The sequence below is a fragment of the Nocardioides sp. NPDC057577 genome, assembly GCF_042801335.1.
GTDB lineage: Bacteria > Actinomycetota > Actinomycetes > Propionibacteriales > Nocardioidaceae > Nocardioides.
This window is the reverse complement of the sequence record NZ_JBHVGB010000137.1, coordinates 1-17205: the sequence shown is the minus strand read 5'-3', so window position 1 is coordinate 17205 and position 17205 is coordinate 1. Positions and strand designations below refer to the sequence as shown.

General features: G+C 71.1%; 15 protein-coding genes. 6 read left to right on the top strand and 9 right to left on the bottom strand.

Annotated features, from left to right (window positions below):
• On the top strand, window positions 1-1163 hold a 1163-nt coding region (locus tag ACFU7D_RS22035), incomplete at its 5' end, for an MFS transporter (protein WP_378871188.1).
• Window positions 1164-1197: 34 nt separating this feature from the next.
• Here ACFU7D_RS22035 and ACFU7D_RS22030 read toward each other — a convergent pair.
• A complete protein-coding gene (locus ACFU7D_RS22030; protein WP_378871186.1) occupies window positions 1198-1602 on the bottom strand; it encodes a low molecular weight phosphatase family protein in 405 nt (134 codons plus the stop codon).
• A 27-nt stretch (window positions 1603-1629) separates the two neighbouring features.
• Window positions 1630-2301: a helix-turn-helix domain-containing protein gene (locus ACFU7D_RS22025; protein ID WP_378871183.1), complete on the bottom strand. Its 672-nt coding sequence runs from the start codon at window positions 2299-2301 to the stop codon at window positions 1630-1632.
• A gap of 46 nt (window positions 2302-2347) precedes the next feature.
• On the opposite strand from ACFU7D_RS22025, the gene ACFU7D_RS22020 reads away from it, so the two are divergent.
• Window positions 2348-3043, top strand: a complete 696-nt coding sequence (locus ACFU7D_RS22020; RefSeq protein ID WP_378871181.1) for an aquaporin — start codon at window positions 2348-2350, stop codon at window positions 3041-3043.
• Here ACFU7D_RS22020 and ACFU7D_RS22015 read toward each other — a convergent pair.
• The 7 genes from ACFU7D_RS22015 to benA all read right to left on the bottom strand — a co-directional run bounded on the left by ACFU7D_RS22015 (window position 3030) and on the right by benA (window position 13673).
• Window positions 3030-3758 (bottom strand): alpha/beta hydrolase family protein, encoded by a 729-nt coding sequence (locus tag ACFU7D_RS22015; RefSeq protein WP_378871178.1) that lies wholly within the window; start codon window positions 3756-3758, stop codon window positions 3030-3032. The two genes, ACFU7D_RS22020 and ACFU7D_RS22015, sit on opposite strands and share 14 nt — an antisense overlap.
• Window positions 3755-4984 (bottom strand): benzoate/H(+) symporter BenE family transporter, encoded by a 1230-nt coding sequence (locus ACFU7D_RS22010; protein WP_378871175.1) that lies wholly within the window; start codon window positions 4982-4984, stop codon window positions 3755-3757. Before ACFU7D_RS22010 ends, ACFU7D_RS22015 begins: the two co-directional genes overlap by 4 nt.
• Window positions 4981-7653 carry a LuxR C-terminal-related transcriptional regulator gene (locus ACFU7D_RS22005; protein ID WP_378871172.1) on the bottom strand — a complete coding sequence of 891 codons (2673 nt, stop codon included), beginning with the start codon at window positions 7651-7653 and terminating at the stop codon, window positions 4981-4983. Before ACFU7D_RS22005 ends, ACFU7D_RS22010 begins: the two co-directional genes overlap by 4 nt.
• Window positions 7654-7673: 20 nt before the next feature.
• Window positions 7674-8948 carry an MFS transporter gene (locus ACFU7D_RS22000; protein WP_378871170.1) on the bottom strand — a complete coding sequence of 425 codons (1275 nt, stop codon included), beginning with the start codon at window positions 8946-8948 and terminating at the stop codon, window positions 7674-7676.
• A 70-nt stretch (window positions 8949-9018) separates the two neighbouring features.
• Window positions 9019-11772: a benzoate 1,2-dioxygenase electron transfer component BenC gene (gene benC, locus ACFU7D_RS21995; protein ID WP_378871167.1), complete on the bottom strand. Its 2754-nt coding sequence runs from the start codon at window positions 11770-11772 to the stop codon at window positions 9019-9021.
• Window positions 11773-11781: 9 nt separating this feature from the next.
• A complete protein-coding gene (benB, locus tag ACFU7D_RS21990; RefSeq protein WP_378871165.1) occupies window positions 11782-12303 on the bottom strand; it encodes a benzoate 1,2-dioxygenase small subunit in 522 nt (173 codons plus the stop codon).
• Window positions 12304-12305: 2 nt separating this feature from the next.
• Window positions 12306-13673 carry a benzoate 1,2-dioxygenase large subunit gene (gene benA, locus ACFU7D_RS21985; RefSeq protein ID WP_378871162.1) on the bottom strand — a complete coding sequence of 456 codons (1368 nt, stop codon included), beginning with the start codon at window positions 13671-13673 and terminating at the stop codon, window positions 12306-12308.
• Between the two features lie 197 nt (window positions 13674-13870).
• On the opposite strand from benA, the gene ACFU7D_RS21980 reads away from it, so the two are divergent.
• Genes ACFU7D_RS21980 through catC form a run of 4 tightly spaced genes read left to right on the top strand, consistent with a single transcriptional unit; the run spans window position 13871 to window position 17072 of the window.
• Window positions 13871-14782, top strand: a complete 912-nt coding sequence (locus ACFU7D_RS21980) for a LysR substrate-binding domain-containing protein (RefSeq protein WP_378724421.1) — start codon at window positions 13871-13873, stop codon at window positions 14780-14782.
• On the top strand, window positions 14779-15882 hold the full coding sequence (locus ACFU7D_RS21975) for a mandelate racemase/muconate lactonizing enzyme family protein (RefSeq protein WP_378871158.1): 1104 nt from the start codon (window positions 14779-14781) through the stop codon (window positions 15880-15882). The genes ACFU7D_RS21980 and ACFU7D_RS21975 overlap by 4 nt, the downstream gene beginning before the upstream one ends.
• Before the next feature lie 36 nt (window positions 15883-15918).
• Window positions 15919-16794, top strand: coding sequence for a catechol 1,2-dioxygenase (gene catA / locus ACFU7D_RS21970; protein ID WP_378871155.1), 876 nt, complete (start codon window positions 15919-15921; stop codon window positions 16792-16794).
• The gene (catC, locus tag ACFU7D_RS21965) at window positions 16794-17072 is read left to right on the top strand and encodes a muconolactone Delta-isomerase (RefSeq protein ID WP_378871153.1); all 279 of its coding nucleotides are present in this window, start codon (window positions 16794-16796) and stop codon (window positions 17070-17072) included. The genes catA and catC overlap by 1 nt, the downstream gene beginning before the upstream one ends.
• Window positions 17073-17205: the final 133 nt, after the last annotated feature.

Here is a 17205-nt window from a genome sequence, read left to right as displayed (position 1 = left end):
CCGGCTCCCCACGCCACATCCTGATCGCCCTGTGCGTCACCGTCACCGTCAGCTACGGCGCCCTGTACTACGCCTTCACCGTTCTCAGCTCCGATATCGCCGAGCAGGAGGGCTGGTCGCTCACCGTTCTGACCGCAGGCTTCTCGGTCGCCATCCTGCTCAACGGCCTCGCCGCGATCCCGGTCGGCCAGATGATCCAGCGCCGTGGCCCGCGCGGGGTGATGGTGGCCGGAGCCGCGCTCGGCACGATCGGCCTGCTCGGGATCGCGGCCGCGCCCTCACTGCCATGGTTCCTGGCCGCGCTGGCACTGACCGGCACCGCCGCCTCCGGGCTCTTCTACCCGCCCGCGTTCGCCGCGATCACCCACTGGTTCGGAGAGCAGAGGCTGCAGGCGATCACTGCGCTGACCCTGGTGGCAGGCTTCGCGAGCACGATCTTCGCGCCTCTGGTGACGCAGCTGAGCGCCGTGATCGGCTGGCGGTGGACGTACGTCGTGCTCGCTGCGATCCTGCTCGTCACCGCCCTCCCGCTCCATGCCCGGGTGCTCACCCGCCCCTGGCACGAGTCCGCGGATGACGCGCACGACCGGCCCGACCGCGAGGTGCTCCGCAGCGGCCGCTTCATCCTGGTGGCGACCGGGGGCACGCTGGTCACGCTGTCGATGTACGCCTCGCTCGTCGGCCTCGTCCCGCTGCTCACCGCACGCGGGCTCTCGCTCCAGACCGCCGCCTGGATCCTCGGCATCGGCGGAGCCGGGCAGGTGCTCGGCCGGCTCTTCTACCCCGCCCTCGATCGACGCGTCACGCTGCACAGCCGGACGACCCTGGTGATCATGCTGGTCGCCGTGCCGACAGGCCTGCTCGCGCTCGCTCCCAGCCTCCCGGCCGCCCTGCTCGCCCTTTCGGTCGTCGCCGGCGTCGGTCGTGGACTGTTCACCCTGGTCATGGCCACCCTGGTCACCGACGTCTGGGGCCCGCAGCGGTACGCATCGCTCAACGGCGTCCTGTCCGCACCGCTCGGCCTGGCCGGTGCCCTCGGTCCCGTCGCCGGGGCCGTCGGGGCGAGCGCGCTCGGCGGCTATCCGGCGATGTTCGCCGCCCTCAGCATCATCACGATCGTCGGCGCCGCCCTGATGTACGCCGCCCTGTCCCGGGTCACCTAGGTGGAGGCGAGCCTCGGCATCGATGCCGACCGCGTCACGAGTCCCTCTCGACGCCGAGCTCATCGAGAAGACCGAGGACGCGCTGCTCGATCTCGTCGCGGATGCCGCGTACGTGCTCGATGCCGCCGCCCTTCGGGTCGGTGACCTTCCAGTCCTCGTAGCGCTTGCCGGGGTAGAACGGGCAGGCGTCGCCGCAGCCCATGGTGATGACGACGTCGGCGCTGCGTACGACCTCGTCGGTCCAGGGCTTGGGGAACTCCCCGGAGATGTCGATGCCGAGCTCGGCCATGGCCTCGACCGCGACCGGGTTGACGGCGGCGGCCGGTGCCGAACCACCGGACCAGCCGATCGCCTGCTCACCGGCGTAGTGCCGGAAGAAGCCGAGCGCCATCTGTGAGCGGCCGGCGTTCTCGACGCAGAGGAACAGCACGTTCTTCAAGAGATCTCCTAGTGTGGGGGACGCGATTCAGGAGTCGAAGCGGGACGCAAGCGCCTTGATGCGGTGCTCGAGCTGGGTGTAGGCGGCATCGAAGGCCTCGGGGCCCTTGTCCACCGGATCGGGGATCGACCAGTGCAGCGCGCCGGGAACCTTCGGTGTCTCGTGAGCGCGGTCGCACACGGTGATCACCAGGTCGTCGGGATCGAGCACCTCATCCATCTGACGAGGCTCCACGACCGGGAGGTCGAGGTGGTGGCGGGCAGCGGCGTCGACCGTCCCCGGATTGATGCGATCGGCCGGATGGGTGCCGGCCGAGACGGCCGGGATCGCGCTGTTCTGACGCCACAGCGCCGCGGCCAGATGGGATCGCGCCGAGTTGCCCGTGCACACGAACAGGACACGCCTGGGCACCGCCACGGGGGACGCGGTGCCCAGGCTCTCGAGCGCGTCCTGCTCGAGGTGCAGGTACGTGCGTCTCCCGTCGCCCTCGGAATGATGACGGGACACGACGCCTGCGCTCACCAGCGCCTGGACGTGGTGGGCAAACAAGTTCGACGGGACATTGAGCATCCCGGCGAGCTCTGTGGGGGAGGCATCACTTGTCTGGAGGCGGTCGACGATGCGCAGCCGCACCGGATCGCCGAGCGCCGCATGAATCCTGGCCCGACGTTCCAACCCGGCCTGTCTTTCAACCTCCATTGACTCAATATTGACTGAGCAATCACACCAAGTCAAGAATGCCCGAGTGAACTCATCCCTCCCACGCCGCCTGCTCGCCGAGCTCATGGGCACTGCGCTGCTCGTCGCGGTGGTCGTCGGATCCGGCATCGCCGCGCAGCAGCTCTCCCCCGACGACACCGGGCTCCAGCTCCTGGAGAACTCGATGGCGACCGTCTTCGGGCTGGCCGCGCTGATCCTGATGTTCGGCCCGGTCTCGGGGGCTCACTTCAACCCGGTCGTCTCGCTCGCCGACTGGTTCCTCGGTCGGCGCGCGGGCACAGGACTCTCGCTCCCCGAGGTCGGCGCCTACACGGTCGCCCAGGTCGTCGGCGGGATCGGCGGCGCCGTGCTGGCCAACCTCATGTTCGACCTCGACGCCGTCACGATCTCGGCGAAGGACCGTGTCACCGGAGGTCATCTCCTGGCCGAGGTCGTCGCCACCGCCGGCCTCGTCGCCCTGATCTTCGCGCTCGTACGCAGCGGGCGCGGCGCGCTCGCGGCGCCGGCCGTCGGTGGCTACATCGGCGCCGCCTACTGGTTCACCAGCTCGACCTCGTTCGCCAACCCGGCGGTCACCATCGGCCGGGTCTTCTCCGACACGTTCGCCGGTATCGCGCCCGGCTCGGTCGCGCCGTTCGTCCTCGCGCAGCTCGTCGGAGCCGTTCTCGGCGTACTCCTGATCCTGGCTCTCTACCCCGCCGCCGGGGTCAGACGTCGCTGACCGCGGTGAGCAGGTGCGGCCAGGCGGTCGAGGTCGGGTCGCCCCAGGCGGCGTGGTCGGCGCCGTCGACCACCTCCAGACGTACGCCGGGGTGTGCTGCCGCATAGCGCTCGGCGATCGCGAGCGGGATCACGGTGTCGGCGGCGCCGTGCAGGATCCGCACGGGGACGCGAGGGGCAAGGCCGAGCGGGTCGGCGGCGGCGTACGCCTCGGGGGTCTCGGCCGGGGTGCCGCCGAGGAACTCCTCGACCGCGCCGTCGCCGAGGCCCTCCTGGCTCATCGCGGTCAGCGCGGCGGCGGGGGCCAGCGCGACGACGCCGGTGACCAGGGTGCCCGGGCGGGAGGCGGCCCACAGCGCGAGCTGGCCGCCGGAGGAGTGTCCGACCAGGGTGATCCGGCGGGGTGCGTCGTTGTGGATGGTCCACTCCCGGCCGCTGAGCTGGATCGACTCGATCGCAGTCTCGACGTCCTCGAAGGCCTGCCTCCACTGGCCGGGTCCGTGCCGGTACTCCACCGTCGCGGTCAGGTGGCCCGCATCGGCCAGCGCCCGACCCGCGGACCAGGTGCGCATCCGGTCGGAGTCGCGCCACATCCCGCCGTGGAGCAGCAGCACCAGCGAGTCGGTCGCCTCGGCCGGCTCGAAGACGTCGGCGACCTGACGAGCGGTGGCGCCGTAGCGCATCGTCGCGTCGGGGTAGGTGTCTGTCAGAGTCATGAGTTCTCCTCGCGGTTGCGGCTCTTTCGGCTGTCATGGTCGAGCAGCACGCTGACCGCGACACCGACCACCAGCCCCCAGAAGGCGGAGCCGATGTTGACGACGGTGATGTCGGCGACGGTCACCAGGAAGGTGACCAGCGCGCCGGTGACGTAGGGCCCGCTGAAGGCGGTCTGGAAGGCGCCCTGGAGCGGCTTGAGCATGGCCAGGCCGCCCAGCACGGCGACGTACGCCTCGGGCATGGTGGTGATGACCCGCACCATGCCGGGAGCGAGCAGGCCGAACCCGATCGCGAGTACGCCGCACCAGATCGCCGCGGCATAGTGCCGCCGTCGCTCGCCGGAGGCGGTGACCAGCGCGTTGGTCGGCCCGGCCAGGCAGGTGGACACCCCGCCGAACGGGGCCGCGACCAGGGAGGTGACCCCGCACCAGCCGGTCACCTGGTTCATCCGCGGGTCGTGGCCGGCAGCCCTCAGGACCGCCATGCCCTGGCCGTTCTGGACGACCAGGACCGTGATCAGGAGCGGGATGGTGAGCTCGACGAAGGCGGAACCGGTGAAGACGGGTGTCGTCCAGACCGGGTCGACCAGCCAGCGGCCGGAGACCTCGACGGCCGGTCGGTCGGCGAGGGCCACCGCGACCGCGCCGACGGCGAGCGCGACCAGCACCGCCGGGAGCCAGCGCGCCAGCCGCGGCACGGCGCTGACCGCGACGAAGGCGACCACCATCGGCCCGGCGATCGCCAGGTCGCGGTCGACGGCGAGGACCAGGTCGGTGCCGAAGCGGAGGAAGACACCGGCCACCATCGCCATCACGATCGGCATCGGCAGCAGGTGCATGACCCGGTCGACCTGCCGGGTCAGGCCCAGCGCGACCAGGAGCAGCGCCGCCATGACGAAGCCGCCGACCGTCTCCGGCCAGGTGGTGCCGGCGGCCATCGCCTGGCCGACGACAACGGTGCCGGGGATGGTCCAGAAGTAGACCAGCGGCTGCCGGCTCCACCGCGAGGCGATGATCGTCAGCACCCCGTTGAGGCAGAAGACCGCGCTCACCCAGGAGGCGACGACACCCGCGGAGAGCCCGGCGCTCTGGCCGACGGCGAGGATCACCGCGACCGGGCCGGTGCAGGAGAACAGGAACCCGATGAAGCCGTTGACCAGCTCGTGACGACCCAGGTCGCGCCTCAGGCCGGTCGGGGCTTCCCGGGCATCCAGACGCGTGCTCATGGCTCCTCCGTCGGCTCGGCCGCCATCGCGGCGAGCTCGGTCCGGCTGCGGACGCCGAGCTTCGCGTAGATGCGGGTCAGGTGGTACTGCACGGTCTTGGGCGAGACGAACAGCTGGGCGGCGACCTCGCGGTTGGAGAGCCCCGAGGCGACCATCTCGGCGACGGTCTCCTCCTGCGGGGTCAGGTCCACCGGCCCGCGCTGGCCGCGCGGCGCGCGCACTCCCCCGGCGCGCAGCTCGCGCTGGGCGGCGTCGACGTAGGTCGAAGCTCCCAGGCCGTCCCACAGGTCGCGCGCGGAGGAGAGCAGCGCCTCGGCGTCGCGGCGGCGGCCGGCGCGCCGCAGCGCCTGCCCGTAGGCGAAGGTGACGCGGGCGCGCTCGTAGCGCAGCGGCAGCCCGTCGAGCAGCTCGAGCGCACGGTCGAAGGTGTCGCGGACCCCGGCGAGATCGCCACGAGCACCGTGCCAGCGGCCCCGGGCGGTGGCCAGCCTGGCCTGGGCGGAGCGGTGCTGCTCCGCACGGGCGCGGGTCTCGTGGGGGCGGAGGAAGTCGTCGGCCTCGTCCAGCCGGCCCTCCGCGATCAGCGCGGCGGCGTACGTCTCGGCCCACGGCCAGATGGCCGGCTCGGTCAGCGCGCTGCCGGCCGGGGCCTGGGTGAGCGGCTCGAGGATGCGGAGGACGGCACGGAAGTCGCTGCGGGCCTCGGCGAGGTGGGCACGGGCGAGGAGTGCGGGCACGCGCATGATCTCGTAGCCCTGCGCCCCGACCTCGGCGGCACGGGCGGTGCGAGCGGCGTCCTCCCAGCTGCCGCGCAGCAGGTGGGTCTCGGTGGCGGTCCACTCCAGCAGCGGGGTGACCAGGGCGATGCCGGACTCGGCGGCCAGCGCCCGCCCGGCCGCGACCGTCTGCAGGGCGGCGTCGCCCTCGCCGGTCAGGAACTGCACCCGTGCCAGCCAGGCCAGCGCCCACATCGAGATCCGGGTCGAGCCGCCGAGGACCCGTGGGTCGGTGACCCCTTCCAGGCGACTGCGGGCCTCGTCGGGCTCGTCGGCGAGTACGTCGAGCCAGCCTCGGCCCATGGTGACCCGCTGGGTCTGGGCGCTGTGCCCGACACGGCGGGCGGCCAGGGCGTACGCCTCGTGGGCGTCCCCGAACCGGCCGGCCATCGCCAGGCCGAGCCCGCGGATCGCGGCCGCCTCGACGCCCGCCGCGGAGTCGCGGCCCGCCAGCGAGATCGCCCGGTCGGCCCAGGTGACCAGCTCGTCACCGCGGCACAGCGCCAGCGAGTGCAGTACGTGCCGGGTGGCGATCAGCGCGGCGGTCTCCGGCTCCCGATCGGCGTTGACGATGTCCCAGGCGCGCTTGAGCCGCACCTCGGCCTCGGTCGCGCGGCCGCGCAGGATCGCCAGATAGGCGAGCACCGCGTCGCGCAGCGGCGTCTCGCGCAGGCTCTCGACGATGGGGACCAGCGCCGCGGCGCCCATGCCGTCGCCCGCCGCGACCAGGGCGTCGACGGAGCGGATCAGCCGATCGTCGCGGCGCACGGGGTCCTCGGTGAGCCGGCTGGAGTCACGGTAGAGAGCCGCGGCCTCCGCCCAGGCGCCCTCGTCGCCACGCCGCTGGGCCAGCCGGGCGACCTCCTCGGCGAGCTCGGCGTCGGGCAGCGGGGTGGCGGCGACGAGGTGCCGGGCCCGGCGGACCTCGTCGTCCACGACCGCGGCGGCGCGCTGGTGCGCATCGGCGGCCCGGCGAGCGCCCATCGTCGCCAGCACGGCGACACCGACCAGCGGCGTACGCCATCGGGGGCGGTGGTCGCGGGTGGTCTCGACGAGCCCGGCCGTGACCAGGGCGTCGACCGCGGAGAGTGGATCCTCGAGGCCGGCCAGGGTGGCGGCCTGTCCCAGGGAGGCGTCGTCGCCGAGGACGGCGAGGGCCTCCGCCAGCGCACGATCCTCCGGACCGCAGCCGGCGAGCGCGAGCCGGACCTCCTCGCGTACGTGGACCGGTGCGGGCAGCTGGGTGTCGGGCCGCGCCCAGCGGGTCGGCGGCAGCTCGTCGAGCAGCGCGACCGCGTCGCGCGGGCTGCCCGCCGTGTGGCGGGCGAGGACCTCGGCCATCGACGGGTGCAGGACCCGACCGCGCAGCGAGGCGAGCTCACCGACCGCGGCCGCGTCCAGCCCCTCGATGCGTACGGTCTCGGCGGCGATTTCGCCGAGGAACGGGGTGCTGCGGGTTGCCGCCAGCACCACGAGCACCGGCGCGTCGCGGTGCCGGCGCAGCGCGGAGGCGATCGCCTGCAGCGAGAGCGTGTCGGCGAGGTCGGCGTCATCGACCAGGATCAAGCCGGGCTCCTCCCCCGACGCGACGGCCTCGGCAGCTCGCGCGACCAGAACATCGGCAGCGACGGCCGGATCGGCCGGCGGCTCGTCTCCGAGCAACTGCCGGAGAACCGCGCCGGGCGAGTCCTGCTCCCACGCACCGGCACGGGCCTTCAACGCCGGGGTCGCTACCCGGTCCGCCAGACCGCGCAGGAGCGCGGTCTTCCCCAGTCCCGGGTCTCCGAGGACGAGGACGGCTGCGGAGCCGGAGGCGCGAGTGAGGGCCAGCCGCGAGGTGAGCTCGACGAGCTCGTCCTCGCGACCGACACACCCAGCTCTCTCGATGAGCACGGTCACACCCTAGGCCCCCTTCAGGCCGGTACGCCGTCGTCGAGCGTGACGCTCACGACGGTCTCCTCCGGTGACCGCGGCACGGCCACGGTCACGACGGCACCGAGCACGGCGACGCCCGCGAAGATCTGGAAGGCGGTGGTGCCGCCGACCCCGGCGGCGACCAGTGCCCCGCCGATGATCGGTCCGACGATCCCGCCGAGCCGGCCGAACCCGGCGCACCAGGCGACGCCCGCACCGCGGGCCCGGGTCGGGTAGTAGTTGGCGACGAGCCCGTAGATCAGCACCTGCGTACCGATCGTGCCGACGCCGGCGATCGCGACGGCCGGGAACAGGATGGAGAGCGGCAGCCCGAGGGGCAGCAGCAACAGCATCAGGGCGGCGAGCACGAAGGTCGTCGAGACCACCTTCTTGGCCCCGGTGCGGTCGGCGACGTACGAGGCGAGAAGGCCGCCGAGGATCGCGCCACCGTTGAGCACCAGCAGGAAGGTGAGCGCGTACGCCTTGCCGTAGCCGTTGTCCTCCATGATCTTCGGCAGCCAGGTGTTCAGGCCGTAGGTGAGCAGCAGGCCGGAGAAGCTCATCAGGCCGAGCACCATCGTCGGGAACGCGAGCGGGCGGCGCGCCAGGGCGCTGAAGCCGACCGCCTCCTGGGCGGTGTCGCTCGCCGCGACCCGGCCGCGGGAGTCGAGCCACAGCTGCGACTCGGGCAGCTTGGCGATGGCGAAGGGCAGCAGGAGCACCAGCGGCGCGGCGCCGATCGCCATCAGGATCCGCCAGTTGGAGCCGCTCGGATCGATGATGAGCGCCATCACGGAGGCCGTCACGCCGCCGGCGGGGATGCCGCTGTAGACGATCGCGTTGAGCCGGTTCTTCCGCTCCGGCGGAGCGAACTCGGCGACCAGCGCGCCGACGGTCGCCAGGATCGCACCCAGCCCGATGCCGGTGAGGAAGCGGAGGATGCCGAAGACGGCGATCGACTGGGCGAACGCGGTCGCGGCCATCCCGATCGAGAACCAGGTGATGCTGGCGAGCACGACCTTCCGGCGGCCGATCCGGTCGCTGACCGCGCCGGCGCTCAGCGCGCCGACGAGCACGCCGACGAGGGCGTAGCTGCCCAGTGTCCCTGCCTGGCCTGCGGAGAGCTGCCCGATCTGGGAGGGGTCTGCCATGAGGGTCGGCAGCACCGTGCCGTAGACCACGAGGTCGTATCCGTCGAACATCAGGGCCAGCGCGGAGAGCGCGACGACCCAGGTGAGCTGACGCCCGTTCTTGTCGTGCGTGTATTCGGACATGGGTGATCTCCATGGGTGACGCGAGCGTGCTCGCGAAGGGAGGGACGGCCCCGAGAGAGGACCTGGTGGCTCAGCCGAGGTCACCGCCGGCGACGGGCAGGACCGTGCCGGTGATGTAGGAGGCTTCCTCGGAGGCGAGGAAGCAGATCGCAGCGGCCTGCTCGTCGAGCGTGCCGTAGCGGTGCATCAGTGAGGTCTCGAGGGTCTGATCGATATGGGCCTGGAACCAGGCCTTCTCGGATTCGGTACGCGGCTGTGGTGTGCCCCGGGAGATCCGGCGTGGCGGAGCCTCCGTACCTCCCGGGGCCGTCGCGGTGACCCGGATCCCCGATCCGGCGTACTCCAGCGCGAGCGAGGCGGTGATCGCGTTGATCCCGCCCTTCGCCGCGGAGTACGGGATCCGGTGGATGCCGCGGGTCGCGGCCGAGGAGACGTTGACGATGACGCCGTGGCCGCGCTCGACCATGCCCGGCAGGGCGGCCCGGCAGGCGTAGAGCGTGGTCATCAGCGACCGGGTGATCTCGGCGTCGATCTGGTCGGCGGTGAACTCGGTGAACGGCTTGAAGTTGATCGCGCCGCCGACGTTGTTGATGAGCACGTCGATCCGGCCGTACGCCGCCAGTGCCCGCTCGACCAGCGCGGCCGCGCCCTCGTAGTGCTCGAGGTCGCACTCGACCGCGCTCGTGGTCGCGCCCTGGCCGGTGAGCTCGTCGGCGACCTCGGCGACCAGCGGCGAGCGGTCGGCGAGGACGACCTTCCCGCCCTCGGCGGCCACCCGGCGGGCCACCTGGGCGCCGATCCCCTGGGCCGCGCCGGTGACCACCACGACCTGGCCTGCGAACCGGCCCGGGGTGATGAACCGCGGCCTGTTCGCGGCGGACGACTCGGCCATCGCGCGGCGCATCGTCTCCTTGGACCGCTCGCTGTGGGCCTTGATCAGCTCGCGGGCGGCCGGACGGTCGCCCCGCTCGAAGACCTCGACGATGTCGAGGTGGTCCTGGGTGCACTGCGGGTGGCACCAGGTGGCGTTGCGCAGCACATCCTCCATCCGGCCCTTGACCCCGAGCGCCTGGTAGGCGGCCAGCAGATGGCTGTTGCCGGTGAGGGTGAACAGGTAGTCGTGGAAGGCCGCGTTCGACTCGGTGTAGCCGTGGGCGTCGAGGAACCGGTCCCCGTCGACGTACGGCAGGGTCGACTCGGCGAGCAGCCGGTAGCCGGCCAGCTGCTGGGAGTCGAGCCGCCCGATGGTCAGATCGAGCGCCCCCACCTCCAGCGCCGCCCGGGCCTCGAAGATCGCGTCGGAGGCCGAGATGTCCGGGTGCTCCTCGCCGATCGTGTAGCCGTCGGCCGTCGTGTCCCCGTTGGTCGAGCCGGCTCCTCCGCCGGTCGAGCCGCCGGAGCCGCTAGGCGGAGGCGTGCCGAGACCAACAGAGTCGTCCCGCGCGAACGTCAACTGGCCGCCGATGCTCCGTGCCTCGGGGGACCCGATCAGGTCCTCGACCGTGTTGGTCTCGACACCGGCCACTGCGTGTCCGGGCTCGACCAGCGGAGGAAGCACCAACTGGCCGGCGATGCGGCGAATCCGGTCGCCATCGTCGGTCGAGCCGCCGGAGCCGCTGGGCGGAGGCGTGTCGAGACCAACAGAGTCGTCTCGAGCGAACACCTCCTGGCCACCGATGCTCCGCGCCTCGGGGAACTCGATCAGATCCTCGACCGTGTTGGTCTCGACACGCTCGCTGGCGCTCACGGCTCGACCAGCGGATTCGGGCGCCTCGGCGGCTGGCACGGCGAGGGCGAACTTCTCGTAGTAGAACCCGGTGGGCTCGAGGCCGGCACCGGAGACGTGGGTACGCACCGCCTCGACCATCGGCGGCGGGCCGCACAGGTAGATCGCGACGTCGCCGTCGTGCAGGTCGTCGTCGCCGATCAGGCTCGTCACGTAGCCCTTGTTGGCCGCGGTCGAGTCGGGGTCGGAGACGCAGTGGTCCCAGCTGAAGCCGGGCAGCCGCGAGACGAGCTCGCGGACCTCGTCGAGCTTGACCAGGTCGTCGTCGGTGCTGACGCCGTAGACCAGCCGGCCGCCGCGGTCGCAGCCGTCGACCTCCAACTGGCGCAGCATCGAGAGCACCGGTGCGAGCCCGGTGCCGCCGGCCAGCATCAGCACCGGCCGGCGCGCCTCGCGCAGGAAGAAGGACCCGTTCGGCCCGGTGAAGGTGACCTCGTCACCGACGGCGGCGCGCTCGGTCAGCCAGGTCGACATCGCGCCACCCGGGGTGAGCTTGACCAGGAAGACGAGCCGCTCCTCGTGCGGGGCGTTCGCGAAGGAGTAGGAGCGGGTCACCTCGGTGCCGGGCACGGCGATGTTGACGTACTGACCCGGCAGGAAGGCCAGCTCGCCCCGGTTCGGGATGTCGATGGAGAGCTCGACCGTGGTCGGGCTCAGCCGGTCCAGGCCGACCACGGCGCCCGTGTAGCTCGCGGCGCCGGTCTTGGCGACCTCGGAGGTGGTGGCGATCTGCAGCGCGAGGTCCGAGCGTGGCTTCATCGAGCACGGCAGGGCGTACCCCTCGGCGGCCTCCGCCTCGGAGAGCGCGTCCTCGATGTAGGTGCCGCCGTCGTACTCCCCCGACTCGCACAGCGCCTTGCACGTCCCGCAGGCGCCGTCGCGGCAGTCGAGCGGGATGTTGATCCGCTGGCGGTAGGACGCGTCGGCGACGGTCTGGTCCTCACGGACGGTGATGAACCGGGTCACCCCGTCCTCGAAGGAGAGGGCGACCTGATGGGTCGCGACCCCAGTCGTCGGTTCGGTCTCGGTTGCAGTCATCGTGATGCCTCAGACGTGGTAGATGTCGACGACGTGGTGGATGTAGTCGTTCTTCAGCACCACGGTCTTGCGGCGGATCTGCGGCTGCTCGCCGGAGAAGTCGATCGTGTAGAACGACGTGCCGTAGTAGGGGTCGACGGTCTTGTAGCGGAAGTACATGGTGTGCCAGTTGAAGCGCACGTCGACCAGGTCGCCGCGGCGCTCGATCACCTCGACGTTGCTGATGTTGTGCGACGTACGCGGCTCCGGCAGCGAGGTGGCCGAAGAGCGCTCCGTACGGATCCGGAAGACCCGGTCCTCCAGGCCACCCTTGTTGGGGTAGTAGATGAGCGACATCTCGGTCTGCGGGTCCTCGGTGAGGAGGTCGGCGTCGTCCCAGCAGGGCATCCAGTAGACGACGTCGTCGGCGTAGCACTCCAGCCACTTCTCGAACTCGCGGTCGTCGAGGAAGCGGGCCTCGCGGTAGAGGAACTGCTCGATCGAGTTCTGGGTGATGAGCTTCGCGCCGGCGGCGTTCTGCGTGAGCGTCATGGTCAGTTGCCCTTCTCGTTCGCGATGGCCGTACGCATCTGCTCGGTCCACTGCGCGTGCATGACCGGGTAGAGACCCTCGTCCTCGTTCTTGGCACCGGCCGAAATCACGCCTGGCATGTCGAGGGCCTCGGCGACCTCGTCGGGGCCGGTGTGCCAGTGCTCGGCACCGCGGCTCATGTCGTTCCACGGAGCCGCGGAGGCCTGGTAGGTCAGGAAGCAGGAGCGGAACTCCTCCAGGTCGTCGGGCGTGGCCATGCCGGAGGCGTTGAAGAAGTCCTCGTACTGCCGGATCCGCCAGGCCCGGGACTCAGGGCTCTCGCCCTTGGGGGCGATGCAGTAGATGGTGACCTCGGTCTGGTCGACCGAGATCGGGCGGAAGTGCCGGATCTGGGTCGAGAACTGGTCCATCAGGTACACGTTCGGATAGAGCAGCAGGTTGCGCGAGCCCTTGACCATGAACTCGCCCTTGGCCTCGCCGAACTTCTCCTTGAGCGTGTCCAGCTGGTCCCACAGCGGTCGATCGGCGGGGTTGGCCGCCCAGGTCCACAGGCACAGGTGGCCGTTCGGGTAGGACCAGTAGCCGCCACCCGCCTTGCCCCAGCTGCCGGCGTCGACGGTCTTGGTGGTGTTCTTCGACTCGCCGGTGTTGCGCCGCGAGGTGGTGGCGGCGTAGTTCCAGTGGGTGGCGGTGACGTGGTAGCCGTCGGCGCCGTTCTCCGCCTGGACCTTCCAGTTGCCGTCGTAGGTGTAGGTGGAGGAGCCGCGCAGCACCTCGAGCCCGTCGGGCGACTGGTCGACGAGCATGTCGATCACCTTGACGGTGTCGCCGAGGTGCTCCTCGAGGGGCAGTACGTCCTCGTTGAGCGAGCCGAACAGGAAGCCGCGGTAGCTGTCGAAGCGGGCCACGTGGGTCAGGTTGTGCGAGCCCTCGGTGTTGAAGCTCTCCGGGTAGCCCGCGTCGTCGGGGTCCTTGACCTTGAGCAGCGTGCCGTCGTTGCGGAACGTCCAGCCGTGAAACGGGCAGGTCAGGGTCATCCGGTTGTCGGTCTTGCGCCGGCACAGCATCGCGCCACGGTGGGCGCAGGCGTTGATCATGCAGTGCAGCTCGCCGTCCTTGTCGCGAGTGATCATCACCGGCTGCCGCCCGATGTAGGTGGTGAAGTAGTCGCCGGGGTTGGGCACCTGGCTCTCGTGGGCGAGATAGATCCAGTTGCCCTCGAAGATGTGCTTCATCTCCAGCTCGAAGACCTCTTCGTCGGTGAAGATCCGGCGGTTGGCGCGGTAGATCCCGGCCTCGCGGTCCTCGACCACGGCGTCCGACAGGACGTTCTCGATGTGGCCAAGGCTCTCGGTGAGCGGTGCGGTCATGGTGATGCCTCCAACGGGTGACGGTCACCACACCTTCGCAAGGCAGTGGCGGTCGTCACACCAGGCGAATGCCCAGTTCCGACCTAGGCATCTATTGATCATTCGAATCAATCAATAGGCGTCAGTTTCGTCCTTGTTGTTTATCTATCGCGGACCTAGTGTGGCGATCGTCACCAGCTTTTCTGAGGAGCGCTTCCATGGAGCTACGCCACCTGCGGTACTTCGCAGCGGTCGCCGAGACCTGCCACTTCGGGCAGGCCGCGGCGCAGCTGCACATCGCCCAGCCGGCGCTCTCCCAGGCGATCCGCCAGCTCGAGTCCGAGCTCGACGTCACCCTGTTCACCCGGACGACCCGCCAGGTCTCCCTGACCCCGGCGGGCGAGTTCCTGCGCACCGAGGCCGCCCGGGTGCTGGCCGCCGTCGACGACAGCATTCGAGGCGTACGCCGCATCGGGGCCGGCCGCCACGGCCTGGTCCGCCTGGGCCTGACCGGCACCGCCTCGTTCTCGCACCTGCCCGGCATCGCCCGGGTGGTCAAGCGCGAGCTGCCCGAGGTGGCGCTCGAGATCCACGCCGACCTGCTCACCCCGGCGCAGTGCGAGCGGCTGCAGAGCGGCGCGCTCGACCTCGGCGTACTGCGGCCGCCCGCGACCGGCGAGGGGCTGACCCTGCGCACCCTCGAGGTCGAGCCCCTCGCGCTCGCCATCCCCGTCGACCACCGGCTCGCCGTCGAGCCCGTCGTGGCCCTGGCCGACCTGCGCACCGAGCCGTTCATCGCCTACAGCGCCCGCGACTCGGCGGTCAACGAGGCGGTCCTGCGCAGCTGCCGCGAGGCCGGGTTCGTGCCGCGCCGCGAGCACGAGGCGCCCAGCACCGCGGTCCTGCTGGCGCTGGTCGCCGCGGGCCTCGGCGTGGCGGTCGTCCCGGCCTCGGTCCGCGCTCTCCCGCTGGAGGGCGTGGTCTTCCGCGACCTGCTCGACGCGGGCAGCGTCGAGCTCTCCCTCGCCTACCGCACCGACGACGACAACCCCGTCGTCGACGCCGTCATCGCGATCCTCGAGGCCGCCGACCTGTTCACCGCACCCCGTCTGGAAGTTCCCCGATCATGAAGATCACCAAGATCGAGGCGATCCCGTTCGCCATCCCCTATCGCAAGCCGCTGCGCTTCGCCTCCGGCGAGGTCCACACCGCCCAGCACGTGCTCGTCCGGGTGCATACCGACGACGGTGTCGTGGGTGTCGCCGAGGCGCCGCCGCGGCCGTTCACCTACGGCGAGACCCAGGCCGGGATCATCGCCGTCATCGACCAGCTCTTCGCCCCGCAGCTCGCCGGGCTCACCCTGCTCGAGCGCGAGACGGCCCGTGCCCTGATGGAGCGCACGGTCGGCAACCCGACCGCGAAGGCCGCCGTCGACATGGCGATCTGGGACGCCCTAGGCAAGACCCTGGACCTGCGGGTCGTCGACCTGCTCGGTGCCTTCACCGACCGGATGCGGGTCTCCCACATGCTCGGCTTCGACACCCCCGAGGCGATGGTCGCCGAGGCGGAGCGGATGCGGGAGACGTACGGGATCTCGACGTTCAAGGTGAAGGTCGGCCGCTCCCCCATCGAGCTCGACACCGCCGTCGTCCGTGCGCTGCGCGAGCGGTTCGGCGCCGAGATCGAGCTGTACGTCGACGGCAACCGCGGCTGGACCGCGGCCGAGTCCGCCCGGGCGATGAGGCAGATGGCCGACCTGGACCTGATGTTCGCCGAGGAGCTCAACCCTGCCGACGACGTGCTCGGAAGGCGCTGGCTGGTGAGCCAGATCGACGTGCCGTTCATCGCCGACGAGTCGGTCCCGACGCCGGCCGACGTCACCCGCGAGGTGCTCGGCGGCTCCGCCACCGCGATCAGCATCAAGACCGCGCGCACCGGCTTCACCGGGTCGCAGCAGGTGCTCCATCTCGCCGAGGGCCTCGGGCTGGAGGTCGTGATGGGCAACCAGATCGACGGCCAGCTCGGCAGCGCCTGCTCGATCGCCTTCGGCGCGGCCCACCGGCTCACCTCCCGCCGCGCCGGTGAGCTCTCCAACTTCCTCGACATGGCCGATGACCTGCTCACCGAGCCGCTCGAGATCCGCGACGGCGAGCTCGCCGTACGTCCTGGTGCCGGCCTCGGGGTCGAGATCGATGCCGACAAGCTCGATCGCTACCGCACCGACAACTGAACACCTGACCCCACCGCAACACGAGAGGACACACCCATGACCACCGACCAGACCCTCGAGTCCACCGAGGCAGCTTCCGCGGCCGCCTCGGGCGCCTCCGCCACCGAGCGGTTCGCTGCCGACAAGTCGCCGTTCGAGGCCGTCAAGGACACCCCGCCCGAGCGCGTCGACGCGCTGGCCAAGCGCGTGCTCGGCGCGATCTACGACACGATCCGCGAGGAGAAGGTCAGCTACGACGAATACAACGCGCTCAAGGCGTGGCTGATCCAGGTCGGCCAGGACGGCGAGTGGCCGCTCTTCCTCGACGTCTGGGTCGAGCACGAGATCGAGAAGGTCGCCACCGAGCACCGCGAGGGCAACAAGGGCACCATCGAGGGCCCCTACTACGTCCCCGCCGCCCCGGAGCAGGGCGCGAACGGCACCATCCCGATGCGCGACGGCGAGTCCGGCACCCCGCTGACCTGGACCGGCACGATCACCTCCACCGACGGCACCCCGCTCGACGGCGCCAAGGTCGAGCTGTGGCACGCCGACGCCGACGGCTTCTACTCGCAGTTCGCCCCCGGCATCCCGGAGTGGAACCTGCGCGGCAGCTTCACCGTCGGGTCCGACGGCGCCTTCGAGATCCACACGATCCAGCCGGCTCCCTACCAGATCCCGACCGACGGCTCCTGCGGCAAGCTCATCGCCGCCGCCGGCTGGCACGCCTGGCGCCCGGCTCACCTGCACGTCAAGGTGTCGGCCCCGGGCCACGAGCTCCTCACCGCCCAGCTCTACTTCCCCGGTGACGAGCACAACGACGACGACATCGCCTCGGCGGTCAAGCCCGAGCTGGTGCTCGCGCCGGTCGCCAACGACGACGGCTCGGTGAACGTCGACTACGGGTTCGTCCTGGACCCGGCTCGCGGCTGATGCTCTACCACGTACGCATGGACGTCCGGATCCCGCACGACCTGGATCCGGACGTCCGCGACGACACGATCGCCCGCGAGAAGGCCTACGCCCAGGAGCTCCAGCGCGCCGGCAAGTGGCCGCACCTGTGGCGGATCGCCGGGGAGTACGCCAACTTCTCGGTCTTCGACGTCGAGTCCCACGACGAGCTCCACCAGATCCTCTCCGGCCTGCCGCTGTTCCCCTACATGGACGTCCAGGTCACCCCGCTGGCCAAGCACCCGTCCAAGGTGGGCTAGAGGCGTTCGAGCACTCGGTCGGCGTGGCGCCCCAACGGCGCGCACCCCGGCGCGCGAGCCACCGGCCCGCCCCCGGGGGGCATGGCCCCGGCGGTGGGGTCGTACCCCGCCGCGGGGAGCGCCATAGCCCACC

Coding starts and splice junctions, on each gene's coding strand:
- ACFU7D_RS21980 (WP_378724421.1), top strand. CDS start 13,871: ATGGAGCTACGCCACCTGCGGTACTTCGCAGCGGTCGCCGAGACCTGC.
- catA (WP_378871155.1), top strand. CDS start 15,919: ATGACCACCGACCAGACCCTCGAGTCCACCGAGGCAGCTTCCGCGGCC.
- ACFU7D_RS22000 (WP_378871170.1), bottom strand. CDS start 8,948: ATGTCCGAATACACGCACGACAAGAACGGGCGTCAGCTCACCTGGGTC.
- benA (WP_378871162.1), bottom strand. CDS start 13,673: ATGACCGCACCGCTCACCGAGAGCCTTGGCCACATCGAGAACGTCCTG.
- ACFU7D_RS22025 (WP_378871183.1), bottom strand. CDS start 2,301: ATGGAGGTTGAAAGACAGGCCGGGTTGGAACGTCGGGCCAGGATTCAT.
- catC (WP_378871153.1), top strand. CDS start 16,794: ATGCTCTACCACGTACGCATGGACGTCCGGATCCCGCACGACCTGGAT.
- ACFU7D_RS21975 (WP_378871158.1), top strand. CDS start 14,779: ATGAAGATCACCAAGATCGAGGCGATCCCGTTCGCCATCCCCTATCGC.
- ACFU7D_RS22015 (WP_378871178.1), bottom strand. CDS start 3,758: ATGACTCTGACAGACACCTACCCCGACGCGACGATGCGCTACGGCGCC.
- benC (WP_378871167.1), bottom strand. CDS start 11,772: ATGACTGCAACCGAGACCGAACCGACGACTGGGGTCGCGACCCATCAG.
- benB (WP_378871165.1), bottom strand. CDS start 12,303: ATGACGCTCACGCAGAACGCCGCCGGCGCGAAGCTCATCACCCAGAAC.
- ACFU7D_RS22010 (WP_378871175.1), bottom strand. CDS start 4,984: ATGAGCACGCGTCTGGATGCCCGGGAAGCCCCGACCGGCCTGAGGCGC.